The 24852-nt window shown below is 58.2% G+C and carries 24 protein-coding genes; 13 read left to right on the top strand and 11 right to left on the bottom strand.

Annotated elements, in window-relative coordinates; genetic code table 11:
- Window positions 1-187 precede the first annotated feature (187 nt).
- The 3 genes from L861_RS15770 to L861_RS15760 all read left to right on the top strand — a co-directional run bounded on the left by L861_RS15770 (window position 188) and on the right by L861_RS15760 (window position 3381).
- On the top strand, window positions 188-1759 hold the full coding sequence (locus tag L861_RS15770) for a carbon-nitrogen hydrolase family protein (protein WP_016417626.1): 1572 nt from the start codon (window positions 188-190) through the stop codon (window positions 1757-1759).
- Window positions 1760-1768: 9 nt separating this feature from the next.
- The gene (locus L861_RS15765) at window positions 1769-2578 is read left to right on the top strand and encodes a M90 family metallopeptidase (RefSeq protein ID WP_016417625.1); all 810 of its coding nucleotides are present in this window, start codon (window positions 1769-1771) and stop codon (window positions 2576-2578) included.
- A gap of 104 nt (window positions 2579-2682) precedes the next feature.
- The gene (locus tag L861_RS15760; protein WP_016417624.1) at window positions 2683-3381 is read left to right on the top strand and encodes a TVP38/TMEM64 family protein; all 699 of its coding nucleotides are present in this window, start codon (window positions 2683-2685) and stop codon (window positions 3379-3381) included.
- Window positions 3382-3385: 4 nt separating this feature from the next.
- Here the strand turns inward: L861_RS15760 and L861_RS15755 are convergent, their stop codons facing one another.
- Window positions 3386-4699 carry a glycosyltransferase gene (locus L861_RS15755; protein WP_016417623.1) on the bottom strand — a complete coding sequence of 438 codons (1314 nt, stop codon included), beginning with the start codon at window positions 4697-4699 and terminating at the stop codon, window positions 3386-3388.
- The gene (locus L861_RS15750; RefSeq protein WP_016417622.1) at window positions 4696-5640 is read right to left on the bottom strand and encodes a LysR family transcriptional regulator; all 945 of its coding nucleotides are present in this window, start codon (window positions 5638-5640) and stop codon (window positions 4696-4698) included. The genes L861_RS15755 and L861_RS15750 overlap by 4 nt, the downstream gene beginning before the upstream one ends.
- A gap of 105 nt (window positions 5641-5745) precedes the next feature.
- Here L861_RS15750 and L861_RS15745 point away from each other — a divergent pair, with 105 nt between their 5' ends.
- The gene (locus L861_RS15745) at window positions 5746-6819 is read left to right on the top strand and encodes a tartrate dehydrogenase (protein WP_016417621.1); all 1074 of its coding nucleotides are present in this window, start codon (window positions 5746-5748) and stop codon (window positions 6817-6819) included.
- Window positions 6820-6827: 8 nt separating this feature from the next.
- Here L861_RS15745 and L861_RS15740 read toward each other — a convergent pair whose 3' ends face one another.
- From L861_RS15740 to L861_RS15710, 7 genes are read right to left on the bottom strand one after another with little or no spacing between them, the layout of a single operon-like run.
- The gene (locus L861_RS15740; protein WP_016417620.1) at window positions 6828-7994 is read right to left on the bottom strand and encodes an alpha-hydroxy acid oxidase; all 1167 of its coding nucleotides are present in this window, start codon (window positions 7992-7994) and stop codon (window positions 6828-6830) included.
- Window positions 7995-8022: 28 nt separating this feature from the next.
- Window positions 8023-9006, bottom strand: a complete 984-nt coding sequence (locus L861_RS15735; protein ID WP_016417619.1) for a 2-hydroxyacid dehydrogenase — start codon at window positions 9004-9006, stop codon at window positions 8023-8025.
- Window positions 8999-9937 carry a dihydrodipicolinate synthase family protein gene (locus L861_RS15730; protein WP_016417618.1) on the bottom strand — a complete coding sequence of 313 codons (939 nt, stop codon included), beginning with the start codon at window positions 9935-9937 and terminating at the stop codon, window positions 8999-9001. Before L861_RS15730 ends, L861_RS15735 begins: the two co-directional genes overlap by 8 nt.
- Window positions 9938-9985: 48 nt before the next feature.
- On the bottom strand, window positions 9986-11107 hold the full coding sequence (locus L861_RS15725; protein WP_016417617.1) for a mandelate racemase/muconate lactonizing enzyme family protein: 1122 nt from the start codon (window positions 11105-11107) through the stop codon (window positions 9986-9988).
- 32 nt (window positions 11108-11139) lie between these two features.
- Complete coding sequence (locus L861_RS15720) at window positions 11140-12648, bottom strand: tripartite tricarboxylate transporter permease (protein WP_016417616.1); 1509 nt, start codon at window positions 12646-12648, stop codon at window positions 11140-11142.
- A gap of 36 nt (window positions 12649-12684) precedes the next feature.
- Window positions 12685-13164 carry a tripartite tricarboxylate transporter TctB family protein gene (locus tag L861_RS15715; protein ID WP_016417615.1) on the bottom strand — a complete coding sequence of 160 codons (480 nt, stop codon included), beginning with the start codon at window positions 13162-13164 and terminating at the stop codon, window positions 12685-12687.
- Between the two features lie 45 nt (window positions 13165-13209).
- Window positions 13210-14187: a tripartite tricarboxylate transporter substrate binding protein gene (locus L861_RS15710; protein WP_016417614.1), complete on the bottom strand. Its 978-nt coding sequence runs from the start codon at window positions 14185-14187 to the stop codon at window positions 13210-13212.
- A gap of 182 nt (window positions 14188-14369) precedes the next feature.
- Between L861_RS15710 and L861_RS15705 the strand changes: the two genes are divergently transcribed.
- Together L861_RS15705 and L861_RS15700 are read left to right on the top strand one after the other, a co-directional pair.
- A complete protein-coding gene (locus L861_RS15705; protein WP_016417613.1) occupies window positions 14370-16103 on the top strand; it encodes an IlvD/Edd family dehydratase in 1734 nt (577 codons plus the stop codon).
- Window positions 16104-16222: 119 nt separating this feature from the next.
- Entirely contained in the window at window positions 16223-16912 is a 690-nt protein-coding gene (locus L861_RS15700) for a GntR family transcriptional regulator (protein ID WP_016417612.1), read from the top strand.
- 136 nt (window positions 16913-17048) lie between these two features.
- On the opposite strand, the gene wrbA is transcribed toward L861_RS15700, so the two are convergent.
- Window positions 17049-17654 carry an NAD(P)H:quinone oxidoreductase gene (wrbA, locus tag L861_RS15695; protein ID WP_016417611.1) on the bottom strand — a complete coding sequence of 202 codons (606 nt, stop codon included), beginning with the start codon at window positions 17652-17654 and terminating at the stop codon, window positions 17049-17051.
- A 307-nt stretch (window positions 17655-17961) separates the two neighbouring features.
- Here wrbA and L861_RS15690 point away from each other — a divergent pair, with 307 nt between their 5' ends.
- From L861_RS15690 to L861_RS15665, 6 genes are all read left to right on the top strand, one after another.
- A complete protein-coding gene (locus L861_RS15690; RefSeq protein ID WP_016417610.1) occupies window positions 17962-18774 on the top strand; it encodes a DUF1338 domain-containing protein in 813 nt (270 codons plus the stop codon).
- A 1-nt stretch (window position 18775) separates the two neighbouring features.
- On the top strand, window positions 18776-19774 hold the full coding sequence (locus tag L861_RS15685) for a succinylglutamate desuccinylase (RefSeq protein WP_016417609.1): 999 nt from the start codon (window positions 18776-18778) through the stop codon (window positions 19772-19774).
- Between the two features lie 245 nt (window positions 19775-20019).
- Window positions 20020-20790: an ABC transporter ATP-binding protein gene (locus L861_RS15680; RefSeq protein ID WP_027948089.1), complete on the top strand. Its 771-nt coding sequence runs from the start codon at window positions 20020-20022 to the stop codon at window positions 20788-20790.
- Window positions 20791-20800: 10 nt separating this feature from the next.
- Complete coding sequence (locus tag L861_RS15675) at window positions 20801-21505, top strand: ABC transporter permease (RefSeq protein WP_016417607.1); 705 nt, start codon at window positions 20801-20803, stop codon at window positions 21503-21505.
- Window positions 21505-22236, top strand: coding sequence for an ABC transporter permease (locus L861_RS15670; protein ID WP_016417606.1), 732 nt, complete (start codon window positions 21505-21507; stop codon window positions 22234-22236). The genes L861_RS15675 and L861_RS15670 overlap by 1 nt, the downstream gene beginning before the upstream one ends.
- 133 nt (window positions 22237-22369) lie before the next feature.
- On the top strand, window positions 22370-23146 hold the full coding sequence (locus tag L861_RS15665; protein WP_016417605.1) for an ABC transporter substrate-binding protein: 777 nt from the start codon (window positions 22370-22372) through the stop codon (window positions 23144-23146).
- Window positions 23147-23246: 100 nt separating this feature from the next.
- Here L861_RS15665 and cadR read toward each other — a convergent pair whose 3' ends face one another.
- Window positions 23247-23711: a Cd(II)/Pb(II)-responsive transcriptional regulator gene (gene cadR / locus L861_RS15660; RefSeq protein ID WP_016417604.1), complete on the bottom strand. Its 465-nt coding sequence runs from the start codon at window positions 23709-23711 to the stop codon at window positions 23247-23249.
- A 163-nt stretch (window positions 23712-23874) separates the two neighbouring features.
- Here cadR and corA point away from each other — a divergent pair, with 163 nt between their 5' ends.
- Window positions 23875-24828, top strand: coding sequence for a magnesium/cobalt transporter CorA (corA, locus tag L861_RS15655; RefSeq protein WP_016417603.1), 954 nt, complete (start codon window positions 23875-23877; stop codon window positions 24826-24828).
- The last annotated feature ends 24 nt before the right edge of the window (window positions 24829-24852 follow it).

Raw genomic sequence — 24852 nt, 5'->3', positions numbered from 1 at the left:
CCCTGCTTTATCTCAAGCGTAGCCACTCAGGCGTCATTGTCTTGATTTATCGTCGCGGTCGCGTATGACCATGGCGTGATGACATGATGACAACGGCATGACGCTCCAGGCCCTCAAAGCGCATTCAATGCCCATGCTAGAATGCGCCATCGCCTCTCGATCACACACTTCGATCAGGAACACGCCCATGTCCCTCGACGATCTGCACCTCAACCTGCGCAACCTGACCTCGGACGACTACCCACAGCTCAAGACGTTGATGGATCGGGTCTACGAGGATATCGGCGGCGCCTGGCCGAAGCTCACCATCGACAAACTGATTGACGAATTTCCCGATGGCCAGATCGTGATTGAGGACGACGAGATGGTAGTTGGCGTGGCCCTGACCGCGCTGGTCGACTACGACGAGTTCTCCAATCCGCACAAGTACGACGATCTGATCGGCAAGCGTGAGACCATTCTCAACGACCCCGATGGCGATGCCATGTACGGGCTCGACGTGCTGATCGACCCGGCCTACCGCGGCTACCGGCTGGGGCGACGCCTGTACGAGGCGCGTAAGGAGCTATGCCGCTCGATGAACCTGCGCGCGATCCTCGCCGGCGGTCGTATCCCCAATTATCACCAGCACGCAGACGAACTCTCGCCAACCGAGTACATCGACAAGGTGTCGCGCAAGGAGATTCACGACCCCATCCTGTCGTTCCAGTTGGCCAACGACTTCCAGGTCAAGCGCTTGCTGCGCAAGTATCTGCCGGAAGACGAGAAATCCCAGGGCTTCGCCACTCTGTTGGAGTGGAACAACATCCTTTACGAGCCAGCCGAGCGGGTGCTGGAAACTCGCCCCACCCAGGTGCGGGTCGGTGCCGTACAGTGGCAGATGCGTGAATTCGCCTCGGTGGAAGCGGTGCTGCAACAGGTCGAATACTTCGTTGATGCCCTGTCCGGTTACCAAAGCGACTTCGCCGTATTCCCGGAGTTGTTCAACGCGCCGCTGATGGGCCTCCAAGATCGCGCCGCCCAGCAGGATCAATTGGCCGCCATTCGTTACCTCGCAGGTTTCACCGAGCAGTTCAAAACCGAACTGTCGCGCATGGCGGTGTCCTATAACATCAATATCGTGGCCGGCTCGATGATCGAGATCGGTGAGAATGGCAACCTCTACAATGTCTCCTATCTGTGCCATCGTGACGGCAGCCTGGAATCCCAGGCCAAGCTCCACATCACGCCTCAGGAACGGCGTGATTGGGTGATCGAGGGTGGCGACGAACTGCGCGTATTCCAGACCGATGCCGGCCGTGTAGGCATCCAGATCTGCTACGACGTGGAATTTCCCGAACTCTCGCGGCTGTTGGCTGACCAAGACATGGATATCCTGTTCGTGCCGTTCTGGACCGACACCAAGAACGGCTACTTGCGTGTACGCCATTGTTCCCAAGCGCGAGCCATCGAGAACGAGTGCTACGTGGTGTTGTGCGGCAGCGTGGGCAACGTGCCATCGATCGAGAATCTCGATATCCAGTATGCCCAGTCATCCGTGTTCTCGCCGTCGGACTTCGCTTTCCCGCACGATGCCGTGCTCTCCGAGACCACCCCCAACACCGAGATGATCATGTTCTCCGATCTCGACCTGACGCGGCTGACCGTGGTGCGTGCCGAGGGCTCCGTGACCAACCTCAAGGACCGCCGCAAGGATCTGTTCGACTTGCGTTGGCGTGACTGGTCGTGGAAGTCCGGGGGAAGGCAGGAAGAAAATTGAGACTCAGTCATGCTCGATAAATGGCGCCGCTGGCGGGCCGAACGCTTCGAGGCCCGCCACCCGTTTCCCGATGAGGCCTGGCGCGAAGCCCTCAGCCGCATTCCCCTACTCGCCGCGCTCGATGATGATGAGGCAGCGCGCCTGGGTCGCCGTGCCTGGTACTTCGCCCACCACAAACGCCTGACACTGCACCCTGACCTGGCGGAAACCACCAACTTCGACCTGTCGGCGCGTCTCGCGCTGGCTGCCCAGGCCTGCCTGCTGACCCTCAACTGGCGCGACCACGAGCATCAGGATGCTTTTGCCAACGTTCACGAGATACTGGTACTGCCTGATTCTTTCCAGCGCCAGGTGGAAGAAATGGACGAATTCGGCATCATGCACGAATACGTCGACGAGCGCGCCGGCGAAACCTCCTATCAAGGGCCGATAGTGGTCTCCTTTACCGACCTGATGGAGAGCGGCGACTGGACCGGCTTCAACGTGCTGATCCACGAACTGGCACACAAGCTCGACATGGGCAACGCCAGCGATATCGCCGGTTTCCCACCACTGCCGCGCGACATCGATCCACGCGAGTGGCACCGTATCTTCACGGCCGTATGGGACGATCTGCAGGCTCGGCTCGAGCGCGGTGAGGACACGCCGATAGACGACTACGCCGCCAGCCACCCCGGTGAATGCTATGCGGTGTGTTGCGAGCATTTCTTCAGTGCGCCGGATGTCCTCCATAACGCCTATCCCGAGCTCTATGCCCTACTCGCACGTTACTTCCGCCAGGATCCGCTGTCTCGTCTGCCCGGCGCCACATCAGCCTGACTGACTCGGTGCACACATTAGCCTGACCTGCTCGGTGAACATTGCCATAGTGCACGTTGTCCGTATCCTGTAGCTCACGTAATACAGCGCAGGACCACCATCCCATGTCCCGATCCCTCACTGTAACCCTAGTGGCGTTGGCCACATTGGCCGCCCTAGGCTTGCTGTGGCAATGGCTGGCGATGAAGGACCTACTCGATGCCCGCACGCTCTATGCCTTACTCCAGGGTTCGATGGCATGGCGAGACAGTGCCTGGGCCATTATCGTCGTCGTGGCTATCTATATCGGCACATCTCTCGTGATGTTCCCTTTGAGCATTCTGGTTGCCTTGACCGGCCTGATGTTCGGGCCGGTATGGGGATTCGGTTATGCCTTGGCCGGCACGCTCGCCACCTCGATGTGCACCTACTGGGTGGGGCGCCGCCTTGGACGTGAGGCCTTGCTGCGCCATGGCGGCCAACGTCTCCAAGGGTTGTCACGCTACCTCTCGGGTCGCGGCGTACGCACCATGACCTTGGTCAACCTGCTGCCCCTGGCCCCCTTCACCCTGACCAACATGCTGGCCGGCGCCTTTCACTTGCGCTTTCGCGATTACATGTTGGGCTCGTTGATCGGCATCCTGCCCGGCCTGGTCGGCGTCACACTGTTGGGCAGTCAGCTCGGTTCACTGCTGACTGCCGACGACCGCAAGGATCTGATATGGGCGGGGGGAGGTATTGTCGTAGGGATCGCGCTGTTGTATGGGTTGAAGCGTTATGCCGACTGGCGCCAACGCCAGCGCCGCTCGCGATCCCCGGAGTGACGGATCACTTGGGGGCCGTATCGTGAATCTCGCTATCGATACCTGTTGCTCTATCGCTCGGTTCATCCTGCAGCAGTGACCGCAATACGCGGCCACGATGGAGCAGCATGTGCCATTCCGCACCGAGGCGACTTCTCACCCGCTCCCACGTGTTGTCGTCGGCGTGACTGAAGGCACCGCCTACAGCAATAGCGCGACGATAGACCTCCAGGCAGCGTGCGGCACAGCGGCTTTCGTCAAACATGGCGGCGACTCCATGTGCTGCCACGCTCATGGAGCGACGACGCTCAGGGTCGGCCAAATCGTCCAGCGCCATGGTCATGCCCATGCTGTCGTCATGCATCAGCAGACGGCCGTTACTGCCATCACGCAGCACTTCGCGAACGCCTGGTGCCGTTATCGCCACCACTGGCAAGCCAGCCGCCATGGCCTCGACCAACACCATGCCCTGGGTCTCGCTATGCGAAGCGAAAGCGAAGACATCCATGGCATGGTAGGCGTCGATCAAGGCCTGCCCTTGCAAACGGCCGGTGAAATGGAAACGCGACTCCACCCCATACCGTCTCGCTTCCTGCTGCATGCATTCACGTGCATCGCCGTCACCCACCACCAGGAAATGGGCGTCGCGTTGCCACTGCAGTAAGCGCGCCACGGCTTCGGCAAGGAAGGGAAGATTCTTCTCCTTGGCCAGGCGGCCGACATGTCCGACCACGTAGGCACCCCGGGGAATACCCAAACGCAGGCGCAACATGGTGCCATCCCCCCGGCCAAACCGTCGCGTATCGACCCCGCTAGGGGCCACGGTGATATTCACATTGGCCCCACGTCGCAATAGCAAATCGCGAATGCTTTCACTAGGCGCGATCACCGCTTCGCATAGTCGGGTGTATTCGGTGGAGAGCGCTACCGCGAATCGCTGCATACGCGGCGAATCGCCGGGAACATAGTGAGTGTAATGCTCATAAAGCGTGTGGTGAGTGAACACCAGGGGCAACCCGTAGGTATCCGCCGCCCTAGCGGCCGTGTCACCGAGCAGGAAGGGATGATGGGAATGGATAATATCAGGATCGAAATCTTCGATGGCCTCGAAAAGCTGGCCGGGAATCGGTACCGGTAAGGAAAAGTCGCTGCCATTGAAATGCTGGACCGCCGCCACTCGCACCACGTCTTTTTCACGTCGGGGCTGGCCACGCATCTTGGGAGCCACCACCAACACCCGGTGCCCCTCGGCCTGCAAGCGATTCTTGAGCCGCTGCACCGACTCACTGACTCCACCTACGATAGGCCGATAGGTATTAGTGAACATCAAGATATTCACATCATGGACTCCCTTTGCTGCGAGGCACACGACAATGGCGGAATCCGTCCGGCCATTGTTTCCTCAAGATAGGCGATGAAGGCTTGTATTCGTACCGGGACGTGACGACGCTGATCGTAGACAGCAAAGAAATCCGCCCTCACTCCCTGCCAGCCGGGCAACAGTTCCACCAACCGACCGCTGACAAGGTGCTCGTGCACGTCCCACCAGGAACGCAGCATGATACCGTGGCCGTCCAGGGCCATACGAGTGATCACCTCGCCATCGTTACTGGCCAAGCGACCCCCAACCTTGACCGAACGTTCTTCCCCGCTGTCGTCGCAGCTCACGAAGCGCCATAGCGCATAGTCACTATCGTTTTCACGCAGCACCAGACACTGGTGGTCGCCCAGATCGTTCGGATGCTGCGGGGCAACTCTACCGGCAAGATAAGTGGGGGCGGCACATAATACCCGACGGTTGGCCAGGATGCGCCTCGCCACCAATCGCGAATCGGGAGGTTCACCGACCCGAATACCGATGTCGAAGCCATGGTCACTGAGGTTAAGCGGAAAATTGGTCAATTCTAGCCACGCATCCAGGCGCGGGTGTCGCGCACAGAAGGAAGAAAGCAACGGCGCAACATGGCGGCGTCCGAAGCCAAAGGTGGCATTGATCCGCAATCGCCCGCTCAACTCGGCCTGACGATCCCCCAGCGTTTCTTCCAGCTCGCTGAGCTCGTCGAGGATGATGGCACCTCGGGCAAGATACAATTCCCCTTCGGCAGTCAGCGTCAGCCGGCGCGTGGTGCGGCTAGCCAGTTCGACACCCAGACGCTCCTCGAGTTGCTTCAAGCGTTTGCTTACCGCTGATAGCGACAACCCCAGCTCACGCCCCGTGGCCGTGAGGCTTCCGCATTGAGCCAAGCGCTGGAAAAAAGCCAGATCGTCGAGCTGGGCCATGGCCTCTCATTATCCACTTGAACGCAAGAATGGGTTTCACTCTAGCCTGATTATCAAATCGACAACAAGGGCTAGACTAGGTTCACCAAGCCAGAGGAGAACGACATGACCCACAGAATCGCCGTTATCGCCGGGGATGGCATCGGCACCGAAGTGATGCCCGAGGGACTGCGTGCCCTGGAAGCCGCCGCCAAGCGTTTCGACATTGATCTGGAATACCGGCACTTCGAGTTCGGCAACTGCGACTACTATCTCGAACACGGTCAGATGCTGCCGGACGACTGGTTCGATCAGCTCAAGGATTTCGACGCGCTGTTCTATGGTGCTGTGGGTTGGCCGGAGAAAGTGCCGGATCACATTTCCTTGTGGGGGTCGTTACTACAGTTTCGCCGTCGCTTCGACCAGTACATCAACCTGCGGCCCTGCAGGCTGATGCCCGGCATCAAGAGCCCACTGGCCGATCGCCAGTCAGGCGATATCGATTTCTACGTGGTACGCGAGAATACCGAGGGCGAATATTCCAGCATCGGTGGCAAGATGTTCGAAGGCACGGAACGCGAGGTGGTGATCCAGGAAACCGTCATGACTCGCACCGGCATCGACCGGGTGCTCAAGTATGCCTTCGACCTGGCCCAAACCCGCCCGCGCAAGAAACTGACCTCGGCCACCAAGTCCAACGGCATCTCCATCACCATGCCCTACTGGGACGAGCGGGTGGAGGAGATGGCCAAGAAATACCCGGAGGTCAGTGTCGACAAGTTCCATATCGACATCCTTACCGCCAACTTCGTGATGCATCCTGATTGGTTCGATGTAGTGGTGGGCAGCAACCTGTTCGGCGATATCCTCTCCGACCTGGGCCCTGCCTGCACCGGCACCATCGGGGTGGCACCATCGGCCAACATCAACCCGGAAGGCACCTTTCCCAGCCTGTTCGAACCGGTCCACGGCAGCGCCCCGGACATCGCCGGCAAAGGCATTGCCAACCCCATCGGCCAGATCTGGTCGGCGGCCATGATGCTGGAGCACCTGGGACATCAGGAGGCCGGCACGGCCATCGTCGACGCCATTGAAAGCGTGCTGGCCGAAGGCGATGCCCAGACGCTGACACCGGATCTCCGTGGCCAGGGCAGCACCGAGAGCCTGGGCAAGGCAATTGCCGAGCGGATTGCTGGTTGAGGTGCGACTCAGCAATTCCTGCAGAGATGAGCTTGGCTCATCTCTGCTGTCCGTGTAATTCCCAGCAATGCTGTGTTGCGTGAGATTTCATCGGACAGCAAGTGAATGGCGTGTGCCACTCCCGCCTTACCAGCATAGGCCGCGGCATAGTTGAACGGACGCCCGATGAACACGAATCTGGCACCCAATCCCAAGGCCTTGAGAACATCGCTACCGCGTCGGAAGCCGCTATCGATCATGACAGGCAAATCTTCCACCGCCTGAACGATTGATGGCAATGCCCTCATGGGAGCCACGGTACCATCCAACTGGCGCCCACCATGGTTGGATACAATGATGCCATCGACACCGGCCGACCTGGCTCTGACGGCATCCTGCGGATGCAAAATGCCCTTGACCACGAGCCGCCCTGTCCAAAGACTTCTGACCAGGGCCAGATGCTCCCAGCTCAAATGACTCCTGCCAGAGAAATCCCGATTGACGTGCTTCGATATGATCGGAACGCCCCGCGTCGCGTAGTTGTTCTCGAAGTGCGGCATTCCATGATGGAGCAGTGTCTTGACGAAGGTACCGACTAGCCATCGGGGCCGCAATAGACCATCCAAAGCTAGACGCAGGCTGGGACGCAGCGGCGACGAGAAGCCGCTACGAACGTTGTTCTCACTGTTCGGCGGTACAGGATAATCGACGGTGATCACCAGATTCTTGAACCCCGCCTTTTCGATACGAGCGATCAGGGCCTCGATACCTTCCCGGTCGCCCGGTAGATACGCTTGGAACCAGTCGGTGCCTTCCGGTCCGGCGACATCCTCCATGGGGATCAACGAGGTGCCACTCATGATCATGGGAATATTGGCCTTGGCGGCTGCCTGCGCCAGCACCTTGTCGCCACGGTAGGCTGACAAGGCGCTGATACCCATCGGGGCGATGCCGAAAGGCGCGTCATAGCATTTGCCAAACAGTTCCGTGTCCAGGGATACCCTCGAGACATCGACCAATGCACGAGGCAAAAAGCAGTAATCGTCGAATGCCTGGCGATTGGTGTCGAGGGTTTTGCCATCTTCTGCCGCATTGGCCACATAGCCGAAGATGGGGCGCGGCAAGTGCCTTCGCGCCGCCCTCTCGAAATCGTGCAAATTAAGAATCGAGGCCAAGCGCCTGCGCTGATCTTTCATCCATGATCCCTTGTTATGTCATCATTGGTCACCGAACAGTAGCCAGCACATGCCCATTCACAGCATTAGCCGGTGTACCGCCATGCAAGGCCAAGGTCAGATTATCCACCGCGAGTTGGGCCATCGCGGCCCGTGTTTCGTGAGTGGCCGAACCGATATGTGGCAGTGCCACGACGCTGGGCATGCGCAGGAGAGGGGAATCCAGCGAGACAGGCTCCTCCTCGAATACATCTAGGCCGGCGCCACGCAATTGTCCTGCCTGCAAGGCAGCAATCAACGCTTGTTCATCGACCACACTGCCGCGTGCAATGTTGATGAAGATCGCCGATGGCTTCATCCGCCGGAATTCTTCAGCGCCGAGCAGGTGATGCGTCTCGGTAGTGAGTGGCACGGTGGCACAAACGAAATCCGACTGCGACAGTAGCTCGTCCAGCTCACAGCGCCTGGCTCCCAACTCCGCCTCCAAGACCGGCTTGGGAGAGGCGTTGGAATAGCACACGCGCATGCCAAAACCGAGTGCACCACGTCTGGCCACTGCCGCACCAATACGCCCCATGCCGACCATGCCCAATGTCTTACCGTGCACATCGCTACCGAATTGCGGTTCATCGATATGGCTGACCCACTGTCCTTGTTTGACGAACTCGGCCAGTTCCACCACACGCCGCGCTATCGCCATGATCAAGGCGAAAGCAGTATCGGCCGTGGTCTCGGTGAGCACATTGGGTGTATTGCACAACAAGATCCCGCGTCGGGTGAGCGCCTCCAGCGGGAAGTTGTCGTAGCCAACTGAAATCGTCGAGATCGCCTCGAGATGTACGGCTTCGTCAAGCATCTCGCCGGTAATGGTCAGCTTACCGCCAATCAAGCCATGCGCCTGACCCAGCGCCCGATGAAACGCTGCGACATTGTCGGGTGTCAGGTCGTCGAAATAATCGACATGGAATGCCTGGCGCAGTTGCGCCAGGTGCTCCTCATGCATGCGACGCACCGCAACCACGCGCTTAGCCATTGACGACTCCCGCTCGCGTCTTGAGCCCCGGCATGTCGAAACCTGCCTCATCCAACAAGGCGATGAGCTCATCACGCTTGTTATCATCGAGCTCGACCAGGGGCGGCCTGGTGCGATACCAATTTGCGTCGCCGCCATAGTGACCAGCGGCCGCCTTCAGTGCGGGAATCATCGGGAAGTGCTCGAAGATATCGCGGATTCGGTTTAGGCCAGTCTGTCGCTCATCGGCCCCCGCTTGTTGCCAGGTCTGCGCCAACCCCGCAATCGGCCCCGGGTTGACGTTGGCCGTGGCACTGATGCAACCGGCCCCTCCCGCGCGGAGCGTATCCAGCAGAAAGCGCTCGCTGCCAGCATAAACCTTAAACCCCTGCCCGGCGAAGGCATCGATCAATGCCTGGGTATTCTGCCAATCGCCGGAGCTATCCTTGATGCCCACTACAGTGTCGGGATAAACCTTGAGCAGGCGCTCGATCAGCGACAGGCCGATCGGAACCTGGGCGACGGGAGGGATGTGGTAGAGGTAGATGCGCAAGCGGTCGTCGCCGATGCGTTCGATCACCTCGGCATAGAAACGATACAGTCCCTCGTCCGACACGCCCTTGTAGTAAAAAGGCGGCAGCATCAATACTCCAGCACACCCCAGTTCCACGGCACGGCGCGACAGGCTCACAGCATCACCAATCGCGCAACTGCCGGTACCAGGCATGAGCCGACTGCCGGGCACGCCGGAAGCGGCCAGCACCTCCAGCAAGCCTTCCTTCTCTCCCACGGTTAACGAGTTGGCTTCCGAGTTGGTGCCAAACACAGCCAGACCAACCTTGTTATCCAGCAACCAATGACAATGGCATATCAGGCGTGCGGCATCTGGCGAGAGGTCGTCGCCGAAAGGAGTGATCACCGGCGACCAGACATCACCTATGGACTTGGACATATTCACCTCGTGTTTACATGACGGAGAGAACGCAGGGTGATACCCCTGTCAGCTCCAAGGCTCGATCGCATAACGTGTCAGTGCCGCTTCATCAAAGTCGAACCCCAGTCCCGGCGTCCTGGGCAGCCTAAGCCGTCCCTCGGTGAACTCGAGTTGAGTGTCGATCAACTTGCGGAAGTTGAGTACCTGGTCGTCAGCGAAGAATTCGACCAACGAAGCATTGGGCGTCGCGGCTACCAGATGGACATGTAGATCATGGAACCAATGCGGACAGAGCTCGACGCCGTAGCTGGCTGCGGTCGCGGCGATGCGCCGAAACTCGGTGATGCCACCACACACTGCCGCATCGGTCTGCAGAATCATGGCAGCTTCCTTGTCGAGAAGTTCCTTGAAGCGCCAGCGACCAGCCTCGATTTCGCCGGTTGCCACCGGCACCGGCGTACGCTCCGCGAGTCGGCGATGGTTATCGATGTCATCGGGGCTGAACGGCTCTTCGATCCAATACGGCGAATAGGGTTCGGCCATGCGCATGAAAGCAAGTGCCGAAGGCAGATCCCGCCACGCGTTGTTGGCATCCAGCATTACCTGCACATTTGGTCCCACCGCCTCACGCACGGCAGCCAGGCGTGCCTCTTCCCCAGCCAAGTCCTCGCGGCCGACCTTCATCTTCACCGCCTTGAAGCCCTTCGCGACATAGCCGGTCATCTCTTCCGCCAACTTCTGCGGCGTCTTGCCCTCAAGGTAATAACCGCCACTGGCATAGGCCGGCACACTATCGGTCTCGCTCGCGCCGAGAAACTTGTATAGCGGCAGATTAGCTGCCCTGGCATTACGATCCCACAGCGCCGTATCAATGATGCTGATGGCACGCATCACCGAGCCGGTACGGCCATGAAGCAAGGACTCCTGATACATTTCCTGCCATAGCCCTTCGGCGCGATGGGCATCCTGGCCGATCAGCACCGGGCGCAGCAGATCTCTCACTGCCTGCGTGACCAGGGCACCAGCATTGTTGCCGCCGTAGCAGAAACCGATCCCCCTCACACCATCGTCACCCATTACCTCGACCAAGGCATAGTCACGCTTTAACACTTGGCGGTTAGAGAAACTGGTCGGACTGTCCAGCGGAACATTCACGGTTCTAGCACGTACGTCGGTGATACGCGTCATGTTCTTGTCTCCTTAGAGTTACTTGCGACTCTTCAGCTTTGTTTGATCCGTCGGCGGCACGAGACCTGTACCCAACGAAAGATCGGTGTGGCTTGGAGAACCGAGAGCGCAGCAATGCACAACAGCACGACGGCAATCGGACTTTCCAGAAATACGGTGTAGCTGTCGTTGCCGATCAGCATCGACTGCTGGAAGCTGGTTTCCATCACTGGTCCCAAGATCAGGCCAATGACCATTGGCGCCGGTGATACACCCGCTTTGTTAAGCCAGTAGCCGAACAGCCCAAAACCCAGCATCAAACCGACTTCGAACAAGCTATTGTTGATGGCGAAGGCCCCGATAATGCACAGCGTAATAATGGCGCAGGCAACGAAAGCGTCGGGCACCTTGGTCACGCTCACGCACGCCTTGGTGAATAGCAGGCCTACGAGCAGCAGGCCGACATTGGCGAAGATCACCGCCCATATCAGGGTGTAGGTCACATCGCCATAATCGGTCAGCAGGTTCGGGCCAGGCAGGATGCCCTGGACCATCAGCGCCCCCAGCAGAATTGCCGTGGACGAACTGCCGGGAATACCAAGTGCGATAGTGGGAATCAGGGCCCCGCCGACCACGGCATTGTTGGCCGCTTCAGGTGCCGCCACCCCAGCGATCTCACCCTTGCCATAGCGGCTCTTGTCCTTGGCGAAGCGCTTGGACTCGTTATAGGCGAACCAACTGGCAGTATCGCCACCAGTGCCGGGAATCAGACCGGTTGCGATACCAATGCAGCCAGAACGCAGAATATTGGGCATGAGTTGCGTGATTTCCCGGAAGCGGGGAATCAAGCGGTCGGTGATCTTGCTGGCCACTTTACCAGCACCGTGCGAGTGCTCGATCAGCGTCAGAGCCTGCGGAATGGAGAACAGTCCGATCAGTGCTACGGTGAACTCGATCCCCGAGAACAGGTTGATGTTGCCGAACGCCATGCGTGGCGTTCCGGTGGTCAAATCCATCCCTATGGTACTGACCAGCAGCCCCAGTGCTCCAGAGAGCAACCCGCTGATGACCGAGCCCTGTGACAGAGAACCGATAATAGTGATCCCCAACACGGCGATGGCAAACAGCTCGACAGGGCCGAACTTGAGCACCATCACCCCCAGCAACGGTGCCGCCGTCAGCAGCGCCACACCACTCATTAACCCGCCGAAAAACGAGGCGAACAAGGAAATCCCTAGCGCCTTGCCGGCATGTCCCTGCTGGGATAGCGGAAAACCATCCAGCACTGTCGCTGCTGCCGCTGGCGTACCAGGAGTGCGCAACAGTATCGCAGCGATGGAGCCGCCATAGGAGGCTCCGACGTAGAGTGATGCCAGCATGCTCAAGCCCGTCGCCGGGTCCATGCTGAAGGTCAGCGGTAACAGCAAAGCCAATGCCATGGTGGCCGACAGCCCCGGCATAGCACCAACGAAAAGTCCCAGCAACGTGCCACCGAGAATCAATGAAATATTCGTCAGCGTGACAACATTACTTAGTCCCGTGAGGACAAGCGAAGTATCCATGATCAGTCAATCCCATTCAGGCATGGAAAATGTCATTCAGAGGAACGTGGGAAGAAGAGGGATCGGAAGTCCAAGAAATTGGATGAAGACAAGACAGATAACGGTCACCAATATGGCAATCCCTACCAGAGAGAAGGTCAGTGACACTGTTCGTATGACGGCTAGAGATGCCAACATAAAAACAGCAGTTGCCAACAAATACCCCACACTTGATATGGCTGAAACGTAGACGATTGCCATGGCAAATATACTGACGACAGCAAACTTACGCTTTGGCGCACCATCCCCATCACTGTATCTTATATCTCCCGTCTCCCCCTCATTCACTTGGATACGCTTCTGCTGGACATGGCTATACATTTCCTGTGCGACCATCGCCAATGAAAGCAATGCCACTGCTACAGAATAGATCAGAGGCATCTGAGCCGCTTGCTCAGGATACCCAAGGGCATCGACATAAAATACGATGGCAATGCCGATCCCTAAAAGCCCTAAGGCAAAGCGACTCTTGTTCATTTTCCTACCTCGTAAATTCTCACGAAAAGAGATGAAAAGTCAGGGTTAACCGGATACTTCTTCTTTAACCTCATTCCATATAACACCGTACTGGTCTTCCATGTCTTTCATCATCTGTTGGTAGTCGTCACCAGTGACGATATCGAGATTGAGTGCGCGTTCCCTGGCCACAGCCTGGAATTCCTGATCCTGTTTCAGGGTTTCGAATGCCGCGATCAGCTCTTGACGCGCTTCATCGGGAATCCCTGCCGGGGCACTGTAACCACGCGATGAACCAGCCACCACATCGATGTCTTTTTCACGCAGTGTGGGAACATCCGGTAACATTTCCAACCGCTCCTTGGTGAACACAGCCAAGGCTCGCAAGCTGCCAGATTGAATATGCCCATAGACGTTACCCAGGTTATTGAAGCTGGCATCTATCTTGCCGCCCATTGCTGCGGTCGCCGACGGACCATCCCCCTGGAAAGGAACCTTCTTGAATGCCAGTCCCGTAGCCTGTTCGACGATGATAGTGGAAAAGAAATCGTCACCGCCAACTCCGGAATTTCCGATGGTCACAGTGCCAGGATTTTCTTCGGCGGCCTGAAATAGATCTTCTACCGTCTGATATGGACTATCGCTAGGAACGACGATAATGCCGGGATCGGTTACCACATTGGCGATGGGCGTCAGCTCATCGATAGAGTAGGTAATCGAATCGTTCATGATGTAGTTGGTCATCAGCATCGGGGTATTTGTGATACTGATGGTGCCTCCATCCTTGGGCGATTGCTTGGTCAGTCGTGTCCAGGCAATGGCACCTGTTGCGCCAGGAATATACTCATTGACGAAGTCGACACCGAGCAATTCCTTCAGATAGGGCTGAGTCAATTGTGCCAAGGTATCGCTTCCCCCTCCCGGCTTGAAGCCTTGAAGCACCTTGATCTCATTACTGGCCGAATAATCGGCAAGAACCATAGGTGAAGCCATTACCGCTGATACCGAAGCAATGATGGAAACAGCCAAAATCTTCATTTTCATTGTGACGTTCTCCTAAAAGCTTGCTGCTTGTATTTGTCAGGTGCTCTGAGAACGTAGTATTCTGTTAATCATATTGTCAATAATCTTGTTGACGATAATGCTAAAGTCTAACAAGCTCACTCTGAGCCCTTGATGGCACAAGAAATGAGTGATTGACGCGCCGCTTCGTGAAGGAGATAGAAATGAGCAAGAACGACACCAAGCAAGGCATGAGTACCCGCCTGACCAATTACGGCGATGAAGGCTTTTCGCTGTTCCTGCGCAAGGCTTTCATCAAGGGAATGGGGTATACCGACGACGCCCTGTCACGCCCGGTGATCGGTATCGCCAATACCTATAGCGGCTACAATGCCTGCCACGGTAACGTCGACGCTCTGGTGGAAAGTGTGAAGAGAGGTGTCATGCTTGCCGGCGGGCTGCCCATCGACTTCCCCACCATTTCTCTACATGAGTCCTTTTCCCACCCCACCAGCATGTACCTCCGCAATCTGATGGCACTGGATACGGAGGAGATGATTCGCGCCCAGCCCATGGACGCGGTGGTATTGATCGGCGGCTGCGACAAGACCGTACCCGCCCAGTTGATGGCAGCGGCCAGCGCCGGCACCCCTGCCATTCAACTGGTCACCGGCCCTATGCTCAGCGGCTCCCACCGAGGCACCCGCGTTGGCGCTTGTACCGACTGTCGTCGTTATTGGGCAGCCTATCGAGGCCAGGAGATCGACGATCAGGAGATCGCTGAAGTCAATGACAAGCTGGTGCCCACCGTTGGCACCTGCTCAGTGATGGGTACCGCCAGCACCATGGCTTGCCTTGCCGAGGCCTTGGGCATGATGTTGCCCGGTAGCGCAACGGCCCCAGCGGTCTATGCCGATCGCCGCCGCATCGCCGAACATACCGGAGCCGAGGCTGTTAGAATCGCGAAGGAGAAAATCGCCCCGGCCGACATCATGACACCGGCAGCCTTCGAAAATGCCTTGCGTGTATTGCTGGCCCTAGGGGGCTCCACCAATGCGCTGATACACCTCACTGCCATTGCCGGGCGTTTAGGTATCGATATCGACCTGCAGTCCTTCGACCGGATGAGCCGCGAGACACCGGTCCTGGTCGACCTCAAACCCTCCGGTGAACACTATATGGAACACCTGCACCAGGCAGGAGGGCTGGCAGCCGTGCTGCACGAGATCAAGCCACTGCTCGATCTTGATGTCGTGACAATCAACGGCAAGACCTTGGGCGAAAACCTCGACGCCACGCCTCGCATTCTCAATCAGCAAGTCGTTCGTCCACGTGACAACCCCATTTACGGCCAAGGCGGGATAGCGGTGCTCGAGGGCAATCTGGCCCCTCGTGGCGCCATCATCAAACAATCGGCCGCCTCGCCCGCACTGATGGATCACACTGGCCGAGCGGTGGTCTTTTCTTGCATGGAAGACCTCGCCAAGCGTATCGACGACCCGGATCTGGACGTCAACGCAGAAGACATCCTGGTGTTGCAGAACATTGGCCCCAAGGGCGCCCCTGGCATGCCGGAAGCGGGCTATATTCCCATTCCCAAGAAACTGGCAGCCCAAGGTGTGAAGGACATGGTGCGCATTTCCGATGGCCGCATGAGCGGCACGGCCGCCGGCACCATCGTGTTGCACGTTTCACCTGAAGCGGCTGACCAAGGTCCCTTGGCCCTGGTGCGCACTGGCGATCGCATTCGACTGGATGTCGGCTCCAGGCGGCTGGAACTGCTCTTGGATGAAGACGAATTGGCACGGCGCCGCCAGTCGCTGACGCCTGTGACGCCCCCCCAGCAGGGAGGGGGTTATCGGCGGCTATTCCTGGAACAGATTCTACAAGCGGAAGAAGGCTGCGATTTCCGTTACTGTCGCCTCGAGCCGACCATCAAGGTGCCAAGACGCGGTTGATTCCAGCGTCGAGGCAGAACTTGATAACATGAGGAGCCTAGAAACAGGTAAAATCGCCAGCCCTCGTTATCGAGATCCATCAGGACCAGACCACAACAATCCGGCTAGGATGCATGCGCATGACTAACATTCAACGCAGCGAACCCTATACCCCGGTGGAACCTCTCGGCGTCGAGGATATTGTAGCGGCGATAGAGGAAGACATCGTTCTCGGCCGTCTGAACCCCAAGGAGCGGCTCGTGGAAGAAGATCTGATGGAACAGTTCGGCTGCAAGCGCCACGTGGTGCGTCAGGCTCTGTTCCAGCTTGAGGACATTGGACTGGTCGAGCGCATCAAGAATCGCGGGGCCTTCGTCAAGGTCTACTCCCCAAAGGAGGTAGAAGACCTGTATGCCATGCGCGAATTGCTGGAACTCGCCGGTGCAGAGGCCATCCCCCTGCCGGCCCCTCCCGAGATGATCGAGCGGCTCGAGACCATTCAGCGCCAGCATAGCGAAGCAGTGGAATGCCAGGACCTGCGCCGCGTCTTCCGCCTCAATATCGCCTTCCACCGCGCCCTGTTCGCCGCTACGGGTAACGATTATCTGTCGGATAGCATCAACGAGTTCGCACAGAAGGCACATGCCATCCGCTTCACGGCAATCTCGGACGAAGCCAGCCTGGAACGCGCACGTGACGAACACGTGGCAATGATCGAGGCCATTAAGCGGCAGGACCGAGAACGTCTGCGCGAGCTATGCCGCCAACATCTCGTGCCTTCCAAGGAACGTTATATCAAGATGTATCGCTTCCGCTTGGGCGAGACGTGATCGCCCCGACACCAGCCTGCCTCCCGCTAGTCTTCTAGCTCGATAGCCAGTTCCCCCCTCCGGCGCTCTCTAGAGTGGCGCTGGAGCTCTCTCGATGCGTACCACGGCATACTCATACCTCCTTCTGAGTAGGCATTTATTCAGCGTTTACTAATTTTGCCGCAATCTTTGCCACATGTTCTCCCTGGAAGCGGGCCAGATTGAGCTCGTATTCGCTGGGTTGACGCGAACCGTCGGCACCGGCAATGGTCGCAGCGCCATAGGGAGAGCCTCCGTTGACCTCCGAGATGTCGAACTGCGCCTCCAGGCCGTACCCGATGGGTACGATCACCATGCCGTGGTGGGCCAAGGTAGTCCAGGCCGTCAGGATAGTGGACTCGTTGCCACCACCAGTGCCGGTGGAAGTAAAGACACTCGCCACCTTGCCACGTAGCGTCCCCTTGGCCCAGAGACTCCCGGTCTGGTCAAGGAAGGTACGCATCTGGCCGGTCATATTGCCGAAACGGGTCGGGGTACCGAAAATGATGGCATCGAAATCGGCGAGTTCAGCCGGTTTGGCTTCCTCAGTGGTGTAGTCCTGCTTGCCGCCGGCCTTGGCAAAGGCCTCGGGATCCATGGTTTCCGGTACCCGCTTGATGGTGACTTCAACGCCACTGACCTGGCGAGCACCTTCTGCCACGGCATGTGCCAGGGTGTCGATATGTCCGTACATGGAATAGTAGAGAACCAGCACCTTGGTCATCGTTATCGCTCCTTGCGCTAGGCAGCGCTTCGAGACATAGCTGAGTAAACCAACAGTCACTCACCAGTCTAGTGAAGGCTTTGGCCAAGTTAAGCGAATGATTTCGAGCCTTGCATGCGATTTTTTCCATGCATGGAGCCAAAGGGCATCCTCGCCATCGACGTCTTCGCATCACGCCATCAGTAGTAGCGGGTTTTCATTATCGCACCCGGCATTTTCATCAGCTCGACGTACCCTCTTGTGACCTCCACGCGTCACCGGGAAGGTTAGGCCACGCAACAACAACCCAGCAGGCAGCATACTACCCATGGATATCCATACGTTTTTCACCCGGCTGTGGGACGATTACATCGCCATGACGCCCCAAGCAAGCCGTATTCACGATGCCTTCGTTACTGAAGGTGAGACCATCGTCAACGACCACGTGGCTTTTCGCACCTTCGACCGCGGCGCCATTACCTTGGCCGCTCTCGAACCCCACCTGCTGGCGTTGGGGTATAGCCGCTTCGAGCCCTACGAGTTCGAGGCCAAGAAACTGCGCGCCTATGGCTATCTCCCCCCTTCCGAGGAGATGCCGCGGGTATTCCTATCGGAACTCAAGTGCAGCGAACTCTCCACCAAGGCACAGATCATCATCGATGACCTGCTGGCCCAGGTCGATCCTCAGCGGGTGACAAGCCCCGATGTGATGTGGGCCGGTCGGCTGTGGCAGGCACCGAGCTTCGATGACTACCGGACTCTGATGGCGGAAAGCGAATACGCCGCCTGGCTATCGATCATTGGCCTGCGTGCCAATCATTTCACCATCAGCGTCAATCACTTCCGTCACTACGACACTCTCGAGAAGGTACTGGCCAAGATCGAATCCCTGGGTTTGGGCATCAATCACTCCGGCGGACGCATCAAAGGCTCACCCGAGGTGCTGCTAGAGCAGGGCTCGACCCTGGCCGATCGTCAGCCCTTCACTTTCGCGGGCGGTCAGGTCGAGGAAATACCCACTTGCTACTACGAGTTCGCCAAGCGCTACCCGGATGCCGAAGGCAAGCTCTATCAAGGCTTTGTCGCCGCCAGCGCCGACAAGATCTTCGAGTCGACCGATACCAAACGGTATGGAACCTGACATGCTGGGTCACTGGCTCGATTTCACCCTGGCGGAGCCGCCACGGGAGTCGCTACCCGACACCCAAGAGGGACGATTGCCTTTCGGGCGTTATACCCTCCATGGGCCGGGTATCCTCGAGCTGACTCCCGCTGTTGCTCGGCCCGAGGCACGGGCTTGTGTGTTGTCGGTGGGTATCCACGGCAACGAAACGGCTCCCATCGAGCTGATGGGCGAAGTGCTGGCACGCCTGGAAGCCGGGTTGATTCGTCTGGGCGCTCCGGTACTGGTCGTGCTCGGCAACATCCCCGCCATCCAAGTGGGGCTGCGCTTCGTTTCCACCAACCTCAACCGGCTGTTTCGCCGCGATCTCGAAGAGCGCGGTGACGAGCCCGAGCGAGCCCGCCAACTGATGGCGGCGGTAGATGGCTTCTATTCCCGGCACTCCCCGCGAGCACGTTTGCACTACGATTTGCATACGGCAATTCGTGATAGCCGCTTCCCGCGTTTCGCCGTCGAGCCCTTCGCCACCACCGCCATCGATGACGAACAGTGGCGCTGGCTGGCAGCGGCGGATATCCAAGCGGTGCTGCATCAGCATCAACATAGCTGGACCTTCTCGCATTACTCCAAGCATTATCATGGTGCTCAGGCCTTTACCCTGGAATTGGGAAAGGTTGCGGCATTCGGCGACAATGACCTGACGGTCCTGCGTCCTATGCGTGCCCTACTCGAAGCGCTGGTCGAAGGACGCGAGCCGCCTGGCGCCGAGCCTCAGCGCATGGCGTTCTTCCGGGTCGAGCATGAGTTGATGCGCGAGGCCGAGGACTTCACCCTGTGCTTCGCTGACGATACGCCGAACTTTACGGAGTTCAGCCCCGGCACATGTCTGGCACGTGATGCCGTGGCGGGCAATTTCGTGGTCGGTGACCGACCATTGTCAGTCGTCTTTCCCAATGCGCAGGTGGAACGCGGCGCACGTGCCGCATTATTGGTCGTACCTTCGCCATCACCGACATGACGAAAAAGTGCTTTTCGCCGCTGGTTCCTTAAAAGGCAGTCCATTCATTCATCACAACAACAAGTTACAGGCGTTCCCCATGATCAATAGCCACCCTACCCACGACGAAAGTTGTAAGAATATATCGACATCGAGCTCTGCCCAGAGGCGGCTGGCCTGCTAGAATCGCCCCCTTTTCGCGCCAGCCACGATCCTTCATGCCGCACGCACCCATGCTGGCGGTGAACCAAGCTCTGGAGTCCGATATGGCCGTTACCCCCATTCCACTGGAAGTGCGCAACATCAAGAAGCGCTTCGGCGATACCGAGGTCCTCAAGGGCCTCTCCCTGCAAGCCCACAAAGGCGATGTAATCACGCTGATCGGCGCTTCCGGGTCCGGCAAGAGCACCTTTCTGCGCTGCATGAACCTGCTCGAACAGCCCAACGAAGGCGACCTGATCGTGCATGGCGAGGAAATCCGCTTCAAGGAAACACGCCATGGACGCGAACCCGCCGACTGGAAACAGGTCGTGCGCATGCGTGCCAAGCTGTCGATGGTGTTCCAGAACTTCAACCTGTGGGCACATATGACCTTGCTCGAGAATGTCATCGAAGCCCCAGTCCATGTGCTCGGCAAGTCGAAAAAGGAAGCGGTAGAGCACGCCCGGGCCCTGCTCGAGCGGGTTGGCCTGGCCGAACGAGCCGACTACTATCCTGCCCAGATGTCCGGCGGCCAGCAGCAGCGCGGCGCCATTGCCCGAGCGCTGGCCATGGACCCGGAAGTGATGCTGTTCGACGAACCCACCTCAGCGCTCGACCCGGAGCTGGTCGGCGACGTGCTCAAGGTCATGCGCGACCTGGCCGAAGAAGGCCGCACCATGATCGTGGTAACGCATGAGATGGCCTTCGCCCGCGATGTATCCAGTCAAGTAATCTATCTACATCAGGGCGTAGTGGAAGAAGCCGGCCCTCCCGCCGAGGTGCTCGGCAACCCCAGATCGGAGCGCCTCAAGCAGTTCCTGGCGCCCAAGCATTGAGGGGATCCCTATGATAGATCTGCATGGTTATGGTCCACGATTGCTCGAAGGCGCTCTGATCACCATCGAGCTGGCAATACTGTCGCTGATCCTGGCTGTCGTGCTCGGCCTACTCACCGCCAGTGCCAAGATGTCGCGTAACTGGCTACTGCATCGCCTGGGTACGCTCTATACCACCATCATCCGTGGCGTGCCGGATCTGGTGCTGATGATGCTACTGTTCTTTGGTGGCCAGATCGGCATCAACATGTTCACCGACATGCTCTATGCCCACTATGACATCGACATCTTCATCAACGTCAATGAGTTCGTCGCTGGCGTCATCACCATTGGCCTGATCTTCGGGGCTTACATGGGCGAGACCTTTCGTGGCGCGTTCCTGGCGGTCGACAGCGGCCAGATCGAGGCCGGTCGCGCCTATGGAATGAGCCATTGGATGGTGTTCCGACGTGTCCGCTTCCCGCTGATGATGCGTCATGCCCTGCCAGGCCTGTCCAACAATTGGATGGTGCTGCTCAAGACCACCGCCCTGGTCTCGGTGATCGGGCTGTCGGACATGGTGCGCGTCGCTTCGGAGGCGTCCAAGGCCACCCGCGAACCGTTCACCTTCATGATCATCGTCGCGGCCATCTACCTGCTGATCGCCAGCTTCTCCGAGTGGGGGTTCGCGCGCCTGCAGAAGCGTTATAACGTTGGTTTCGGGGAGTCGCACTGATGGAAGCACTAATCGCAAACATCACCGAGCTGCTGTCCGACAACACCATCTTCAACATGCAGACACTCGGCTATTACGGCCAAGGGCTGGCCACCACCGTGCAACTGGTGTTCCTGGCGCTGGTCATTGGCTTGGTATTGGCAGTGCCTTTGGCTATCGGACGCGGTTCCAAGCGCAAGTGGATCAAGTTACCGATCTTCTTTTACACCTACGTGTTCCGCGGCACGCCGCTGCTGGTTCAGCTCTATCTGATCTACTACGGGGTGGTATTCGTCGAAGGTATCCAGGACACCTGGTTGTGGCTGATTCTCGAGAAGCCCTTCTATCCAGCGCTTATCGCCTTCACCCTGAACACGGCGGCCTACACCACAGAAATCTTCCATGGGGCGATCAAGGCCACGCCACGTGGCGAAATCGAAGCGGCGCGGGCCTACGGTATGTCATGGGGCTTGATGATGCGGCGCATCGTGCTTCCCAGCGCCTTCCGTCGCGCCTTGCCTAGCTATGGCAACGAAGTGATCTTCATGTTGCACGCCAGTGCCATCGCCAGCGTGGTCACCATCATGGATCTCACCGGGGCGGCACGCTTCGTCTATGCCCGTTATTACGCCCCCTTCGAGGCCTTTCTGTTCGTGGCCGCGATCTATCTGTGCCTGACGTTCGCCATCCTATTTCTCTTCCGTTTTCTGGAGAAGCGGTTACTGGCCCATCTCAAGCCAGCCAGCCAATGACAGCGAGCGTCAAACGAGCGTTGGGAAATCGGCCTGACAGACGGATTTCCCCTCTTCCGAGTCACACCAAGCTGCGCTACCGTGATTCGGTCCTCAACTTGAGTGAATACATACAATGACAGGGAAATACACCATGAAAAAACTACTGATCGTCTCTATCCTGGGTACCGCACTGTTGGCCGGTACAGCCCAGGCCCGCGACTACGAAGAAGTCCGTTTCGGCGTCGACGTTCCCTACGAACCGATGGAGTATCGCACCCCGGATGGCGAACTGACCGGTTTCGACATCGATCTCGGCAATGCCCTGTGCGCAGAGATGAACATCGAATGCGAATGGATCGTGCAAGGTTGGGATGGCATCATCCCCGGCCTGCTGTCGCGCAAGTACGATGCCATCATGTCGTCGATGACCATCAACGACGAACGCCGTGAACAGGTACTGTTCTCCGACCCGTACTTCACCCCGCCGTCCGCATGGTTCGCTCCTGCCGAGAGTGAGATCGAAATGCCTTACCCGCAGACGCTGGAAGGCAAGACCATCGGCGTGCAGCGCGGTACCCTGCAGGACAACTACGTGACCGACAACTTCGGCGACGTAGCTGACGTCAACCGCTACGCCACTGCCGACGATATGGTGTTGGACATGGATGCCGGACGTCTGGACATCGTGTTCCTCGACTTCCCGGTAGGCAAGGCCACCCTGCTCGACAGCGAAGCAGGCAATTACAAGGTGGTCGGCGAAATGATCACCGAACCCAAGAAATACTTCGGCGATGGTTTCGGCATCGCCTTCCGTCAACGTGACGAGGAACTGGCTGCCAAGTTCAACGAGGCCCTGGCCACCCTGCGCGAAAACGGCACCTACGACGACATCTACAACCGCTACTTCGGTAACAACAACGCCGAATAATCTGATTGCCTCCCCCGGCCAGGCTGGGGGAGGCATGACGTCCCTCCTGTCGCTCCATTTCCTTGGTCGCCATGTTCCTTGCGCGATTAGCTCACGCCAATTAACTCACACTGCGGTGAGCCCCCGGCACATGTACATCCCCAGGCTCGACCGAAGGCAACTCTTCGGCATCGAGTGGCCTGGCCAGTTCATTGAGAATGCCGCACTCGCCCGCCGCACTTTCGCCGTTACATCTCGCACGTAGCTTGACCAGTGCTTGCTTGAGCGCTTGTAGCTGGGCGATACGTGATTCCACATGGGCCAAATGCTCGTCGATGAGGGTATCGGCCTCGTGGCAGGGCTGTTGGGGATGATCGTGATAATCGAGCAGTGAGCGTATTTCGCCCAACGTCATGTCCAGCGCGCGACAGTGACGAATGAATCCCAGCCTCTCAGCGTGAGACTCGCCATACAGGCGATAGTTGGCCGTACTGCGCACTGGTTGAGGCAGCAGACCTTCACGTTCGTAATAGCGGATCGTCTCTACCTGGCAGCCCGTGCGCTTGGCCAGTTCGCCGATTTTCATATATCGCCCTCTCCTGGATACCACCTTATAGTAACTATAGGGTATGTCATCAGACAAAGAGGAATAATGAGGAGTTCCGCGTGAGGACTTGATCGCCACGGTTGGCTTGGTGGTCGCAAACGCCTAATCTGTGCGGGTGTAACGAGACAACTCAGGGACGTCGATGATCCGCACCTTTCAGCTTAACCGCCAGGCCATTCAAGAAGTCACCAAAGACGCCCAGCCGCTGTCCCAGCGCCTAGTCAATGCCACTTGGATCGACGCCCACGAACCCGACGAGGAAGAGCGCGAACGGCTCAATGCCTTCCTCGCCGACGAGTTGCCAGCTACCGACGACGTCGAGGAAATCGAATCATCGGCACGCTATTTCGTCGATGCCGATGGCATTCACGTGCACTCGTTGTTCCTGTCGCAGAGCGAAGGTCGCCACGGCAACACCACTGTGGCCTTCATCCTGCAACCCGAGCGACTGATCACCTTCCGCGATACGGAGATCGCCGACTTCCGTCTTCTACGCTTGCGTGCGCGCAGCGGTCAGGTGGAAACCGATTCGGCACAGTCATTGATGCTGACGATCTTCGAGCAGAAGGTGGAAAATCTCGCCGACACCCTGGAGGACATACACCGTAAGCTCGAGGATGTCAGCCATCTGGTACTGGAAGAAGAAGACTCCGACCTCGAGGATGCCATCGACCAGTTGGCGAAACTCGAGGACAGCAACGGCAAGATCCGCCTGTGTCTGATGGATACCCAGCGCTCGATGTCATTCCTGATCCGCCACCTGCGCGGAGAACCCGAACTCCAGGACACCGCCCGCGAAGTGATGCGCGATGTCGAAACGCTGATGACACATACCACCTTCCTGTTCGACAAGATCAACTTCCTGATGGATTCCACCCAAGGCTTCATCAACATCCAGCAGAACCAGATCATCAAGACCTTCTCGATCGCCGCCGTTGTCTTCCTGCCCCCCACGATGATTGCCAGTATCTACGGCATGAACTTCGAAATCATGCCCGAACTGTCCTGGCCCTTCGGCTACCCCCTGGCGCTAGGCCTGATGGCGGTTGCCGGGATTTCGCCTTATCTGTACTTCAAGCACAAGAACTGGCTTTAGACTCTTCCATCTTTACTTGACCCT

The sequence above is a fragment of the Litchfieldella anticariensis FP35 = DSM 16096 genome (assembly GCF_000409775.1).
Taxonomy (GTDB): Bacteria; Pseudomonadota; Gammaproteobacteria; order Pseudomonadales; family Halomonadaceae; genus Litchfieldella; species Litchfieldella anticariensis.
This window is presented reverse-complemented; position numbering and strand designations above follow the sequence as displayed.